This is a genomic window from Leptolyngbya sp. FACHB-671 (assembly GCF_014695745.1).
In the GTDB taxonomy this organism is placed as follows: Bacteria; Cyanobacteriota; Cyanobacteriia; order Elainellales; family Elainellaceae; genus JAAUTN01.
Genome location: NZ_JACJOV010000149.1, coordinates 1 through 5,965 on the forward strand (window position 1 = coordinate 1; position 5,965 = coordinate 5,965).

2 protein-coding genes are annotated in these 5,965 nt (G+C 46.1%); both read right to left on the reverse strand.

Annotation, left to right across the window (positions count from 1 at the left end):
• Positions 1 to 160 precede the first annotated feature (160 nt).
• The gene (locus H6F93_RS23910) at positions 161 to 541 is read right to left on the reverse strand and encodes a four helix bundle protein (RefSeq protein ID WP_347277352.1); all 381 of its coding nucleotides are present in this window, start codon (positions 539 to 541) and stop codon (positions 161 to 163) included.
• A gap of 1 nt (position 542) precedes the next feature.
• The gene (locus H6F93_RS23915; RefSeq protein ID WP_242043597.1) at positions 543 to 5,951 is read right to left on the reverse strand and encodes an AAA family ATPase; all 5,409 of its coding nucleotides are present in this window, start codon (positions 5,949 to 5,951) and stop codon (positions 543 to 545) included.
• Between the last annotated feature and the right edge of the window lie 14 nt (positions 5,952 to 5,965).

Consider the following 5,965-nt stretch of genomic DNA (forward strand, 5'->3'; position numbering starts at 1 on the left):
GATCGCCTGTTCCCCATTTTCGGCTTGGGCAATCACCTGCATCTCTGGGTCACGGTTAATAATCGTGGCTAATCCTTGCCGAAAAATAGCGTGATCGTCCGCAATCAGAACCCAAATCGGGGGTGTGGGGTGTAGGGTGTGGGGTGTAGGTGTGAAGTAGTCAATGGTTGTCTATCCCCCTTTGAAGGCTCTGAAGGAGGCGATTGAGTAACCGTCCCGTGCTTTCAAACAAACTCATCAATTCAGTAACGTCATCAATATAATTTAAACTATTAGCAAGGAGAAGCAAGGTTTCTAGTTCTTTGAGACTTCCATTTGCAATACCGAGAAACTGAAGATATTCCTTACGATGATTCCTTCCATATCCTTCAGCAATGTTGGCAGGCACAGAAACACAGGCTCTACGAATCTGTGAAGTTAGTCCATAGATTTCATGCTTTGGTAGTGCTTCTGTTGCTTGATAAACTTCCTTTGCCAATTGCATTGACACTCTCCAAACCTCCAAATCACGATAACTCTCTAACTTACCCGCACCCCACACCCTACACCCCAACCACAACAATAATTTCTGTTCCTTGTCCAGGTTGACTCCGAATCGTGAGCTGTGCGCCGATGCGCTCTGCCCGTTCGCTCATGCCGAGTAAGCCAAATCCCTCAGAGGATGGAATACTTCCAACTCCAAAGCCCTGTCCATTGTCTTTCACGCGCAAGCAAAACTGATCGCGATCGTAGGCTAGCTCCACTCGAATTTCGTCAGCATTGGCATGTCTAATCGCATTAGTTAATGCTTCCTGCCCCATCCGCAGTAGGTTATTCTCGACTTCAGTGGGGAGAGAATACACTGCACCCTCAATCTCATAATATAAGGTGGTATCCATTGCGGCAGTTCTGAGTTGAGCGACGAGACGATGGAGAGCGCTCTGTAGACTGCCTTCTTCCAAAAGCTGAGGACGCAGCGCGACGACCGATCGCCGCGCTTCAGATAGTCCAGTTCGTGCCAATTCTTTGATCAGATCCAGGTGTGCCCCAGTTGCTTCTACATCATCCGTGAGCACCTGTTTTGCCGCTCCCACCTGAGCCAGAATGCCTGTAAACGCCTGAGCGAGTGTGTCGTGAATTTCGCGTGCCATGCGGTTGCGTTCATCCAAAATCGAGGCTGCTTCTGCTTGCTTTTGCAGCGTAATATTTCGCACCAACCAAATTACCTGTTCGTGGTCGATTGGTGCAATGCGAGCCGAAAACCAGGCTTCTCGTCCAGATAGCCACTGGCTGTATTCAACTGTGAGTACTTGTTGGGTTCTCAGCACCTGCTGAATGTAACCCAGTAATTCATCAGCTTGTTCTTTATCAAAGAGTTGATGCAGTGTTTTGCCAACAAGTTCCTCTTTATACAACTCTCTGTATGATGGATTCCCTTCGGTTACGCAGATCACTTGCCCTTCAGCAGTAAAGATACACATTGGATCGGGAATGGCTGAAAACAGCGCCCGCAGTTCTGCTTCAGAGGCTTGCAGCGCTGCTTCTGCTGAAACGCGATCGCTAATATCTACAACCACCCCTTCGATGTATCCATCGGCTGAATTCAGATAAGAAGAGAAAAGTACCCAAAACAATGTCCCATCTCGTTTCCGCACCTGGGCTTCAAAGTTTCGCACTTCCCCATCCCGCTTCAGCAACTCAAGGAATTGTTGGCGGTCGCTGGGATTAACATAGTAGCCTGCGGTGTGTTCAATCCCAATGATCTCCTCTGGTGAGTCAAAGCCATACAGATTGGCAAAGCGTTGATTGGCATCGAGAATTAATCCATCCGAGAGGCGGGTTCGGTAGATGCCGACCTGCGAGTTTTCAAAGATAGCTCGGAACTTGGCTTCACTGCGTTGTAACGCAGCAGTTCGTTCTGCGACCTGTTGCTCTAAAGTGCAGTTGTAGTCGGCTAGGAGTTTCTCGGTTTGTTTGCGCTCTGTAATGTCCTGAAAGGTAGCGATCGCATAAGTGATATTGCCCTGTTGATCAAAAACTGGTGTTCCCCGTGCCTCAAGTAGAATGGTGACATTATCTCGACGAATTTCTATATCTTCAGTCCTGATGCGTTCGCCCCTTAATGCCCGAACATTAGGCAAGCTCTCCGTTGGATAGATTTGATCCGTTCCTGCTACATAAAGCTGGTAAGCCTCTGAGAGCTGCTCCGGTGCTATGGAAGTATCAGTTTCTTTACCTAGGAGTTGAGTGCCGCATTGGTTGGCATAGTAAGGGCAACCCGTCGCATCCACGATCGCAATTCCCACCGGAATCGCTTCAAGGAACTGGGCGATCTTGCTTTCCTTAGCCTGCAGTTCTGAGTAAAGGTTGGCATTTTCGATGGCGATCGCTGCTTGAGTCGATAATAGCTGCAAGACCTGCGATCGTTCTGGTGTAAATACTCCAGCGGCTAATCGATTTTCTAAATACAATACACCGACCAGCTTGGCTTGATTCAGCAGCGGCAAACAGAAAACAGATTGAGGCTGGTTCTGTTGAATGTATGGCTCATTAATAAAATCGCCTTCACGAGTCGCATCATTTAAGATGACAGGCTGCAGAGTCCGAATCACATATTGAATGATTGATTCTGGCAATTGATCGGTAACTGAAATAGACTGTAACACCTGAGTCGCGCAAGCATTCTCATCGGCATTGAATTCACAAGCCGCTTCAATCGACCACTCTCCTGAGTTTTCTAAAATCAGATATCCGGTTTGTGCGCCAGCATTCTCAATTAAAATTTGCATCAGTGATCGCAGCAATTGCTTCAGTTCAATTTCACGAGAAATCGCCTGTGAAGCTTTCATCACTGCTGCTAAATCGAAAGCAGTATGGAAGGGATTAGTGATAGTTTCAGCAGTAATAGGAATTGATGTGGAAGCGGCTCTAGACGACTGAGAAAAGAACTGTGGATAGCGAGTTTCTAAATCTTTAACTTTAGCGGTTGCGCCCCAGCGATCGTAGCAATAGTGTGCCTCTTTCATGTAGGTCTGAGCAATCTTTTCCCGACCTCGCGCTAGATAATGTTTAGCCGCTAATTCATAAGCTAATGCTTCTTCCTGGATATACTCATTTTCAGCAGCACCTGCGATCGCTCGTTCGTAAAACTCTTCAGCCTCAAGAAATTGCCCTGAGACTTGCGCTTTCTCTGCCTCGACTAAATAAAATTTATGGAGATAATTCATTGGGGCGTGTTCTGCCCATTTCTGCATTTTTTCTTGGTTGGCGTTAACACAGTTTAGCCAAGCTGCTTTTTCAGAGTTTGAAGCATCAGGCGATAGGCTCAAAAGCACCAGCGAATGATAGAAACAGAATATAGGTAGAACCGTTATTGCTGTCACCTCTTCAAAATGTTGCCTTGCCAAAATAGCAGTCTGTTCAGCTTGACGGTGTTCTCCAAATAGATAACACAACATGACTTTGTGCAAATAGAGTATTTGGATTGCAGTTCCATCTTTAACTGCAATAGCGTGTGATAACGCCTGCTCTTCATGATGTAGCCTACTAAGTAAGCGGCTGGAATCCTCAGGTCTATCTTGCAAATTAAGAATAGTTTGTCGCAATATTGCCAGCCAATTCGAGGGACTTTCTCGTCTAATTTGGTCAACCGCTTTGCTGTAAACTGCTGTTTTTTGTTCCAGTTGGGTGAGTTCTTCTCCAGCAAGAAACGAGTAATAGCACACGTAATATGCAGTATAACCAGCAGTTTCAAAGTCTCCAGTTTTCACTCCATTTTGATAGGCATCAACCAGCATGGGTATTGTGTTCCTAAGATGCACCTTCCAGTGCATGATATGGACATTCGAAAACATTAAGGTTCTAGCATTTCCTCTGGTATTCAATCGTTCTGCCAAACCCAGAGCCAATTTGCCGAACTCATAACCGAATTCAATGTCTTGAACAACTCCACATAGAACAAACCCGTAGCCAGCATAAAACACTGATGACCAGACGGCATTCCCGTAGTTAATTGATAAATCTACCGCTTTGCAAGTAATCAGCATGAATAGTGCTGGTGACCTGATAAATGCAGCAGACCTCATACTCGCCAGGATTGACATAGCTGCCAGCGGTTCTGGTGCAGTCATCTCTGGTAAATTAATCAAGTTTTCGATTTCTCGTTCAGCGAGTAATGCAGCCGTTGACTTCAATTCCCTTTGAATATCTGCCTGACTTGGATTTTCTATTAAATCTATTCCCAAGAGCTTTAACGCTTCCGATCCAGTTTTGAGTGCTTCTTTCAGGTTGCCCTGTGACAAATATCCTTGAATTCTGGTATCGTAAGCTTGCACTTTGTCAACCACTGTTTTGCCACGATCAAGTACTACTTCTACCAACTGTTCCATCTCATCAAAACGACCCTGGAGATACGCCGCTTCTGCTGCTTCTGAATACAGCGCTAAGGTCAGGTCATACTCACTCTGCCAACTCTCTGAATTGAGGAGTTGAATCCCTGTAGTGAAATATTTAAAAGCTGCGTCATAAGCCGTTGCTGCCTTTGCTTTCTGACCTGCCGTTAAATTCAATCTGGCAATTTCAGTTCGTTCTGGTTGAGCAGTGACAAGCTCCGTTCCTTGATCGAGATGATCCACAATAGTAAACAGTCGATCGAATCGTTGCTCCGGTGAAGTTTTTTCGAGTAAATTGCGACCGATTTGGAGATGAACCACTTGTTTGCACGACTCATCAATTAGGGCATAAGCCGCTTGCTGCACGCGATCGTGCAGAAACTTATACTCTTGAACTAACAAATCTTCATCCAATTCAGACAGAGGTTGAATTAATCCCGCTTGTATTGCTTCTAATAAATCCTGAAAAATTGCTTTCGGTGACTTTTCGCAAACGGTTCCTTCGGAGTTGCGCTCTGCGCTAAGCGCCAACGTTTCTAAATCAAACTCAGACCCAACACAAGCCGCGATGGAGAGAACTTGCTGTGTTGCTTCCGGCAATTTCTGCAACTGACGCAGCAGCAACTCCACCACATTATCGGTGATATCTTGAGCTTCAATCTCAGCCAGGTTCCACTGCCAGCTTAACTGTTGGGCATCAAAGGTCAACAGGTTTTCGCCATACAGCAGCTTCAAAAATTCACCCACAAAGAAAGGGTTACCCTCGGTTTTACGCAACACGATTTGGGCTAAGGAACGAACGGCATCAGGATTGCGATGTAACGTCTCAGCCACCAGTTGAGTCAACGGTTCCAGCGTTAAAGGAGTCAAGGTAATTTCTTGAAGCGCTGCACCCTGATTTCGCAAGCTCTCCAGCATCAAAATTAATGAATGCGTTGGAGACACCTCATGATTTCGATAGGCTCCGATCAAAAACAGAGATTGAGTTTGCTCGTCAAGTAAGATGAGTTCGATTAACTTCAACGTTGCAGAATCGATCCACTGTAGATCGTCTAAAAAGACGACCAGGGGATGCTCTTTTGCACAAAACGCCCGCATAAACCTTTGAAACGTGAGATTGAAGCGATTCTGTGCTTCTGTTGCTCCAACTTCGGGCACAGGTGGCTGCTTACCAATAATGAACTCAACTTCGGGAATGACATCGATGATAATTTGTCCATTGCTTCCCAAAGCAGTGAGTAGACGCGATCGCCATACTTCCACCTGTTCATTGGGTTCGCCCAAGAGTTGCTGCACCAATTTTTGCAGGGCATCGACGATCGCGCTGTAGGGAATATTGCGCCCAAATTGGTCAAATTTGCCAGAGATAAAATAGCCGTGCTTTGCGGTGATCGGTTTAGAGAGTTCCTGTACCAATGCTGTTTTGCCAACGCCAGCGTAACCAGAGACCAGCATCATTTCACGGACTGCCTTACTCCCTGCCACTCTGTCAAACGCTACCCATAATGCTTCGATCTCCGCTTCTCGCCCATACAGTTTTTGAGGAATACGGAACTGCTCGGAAACATCTTGCAGTCCCAACGATATCGCGTTAA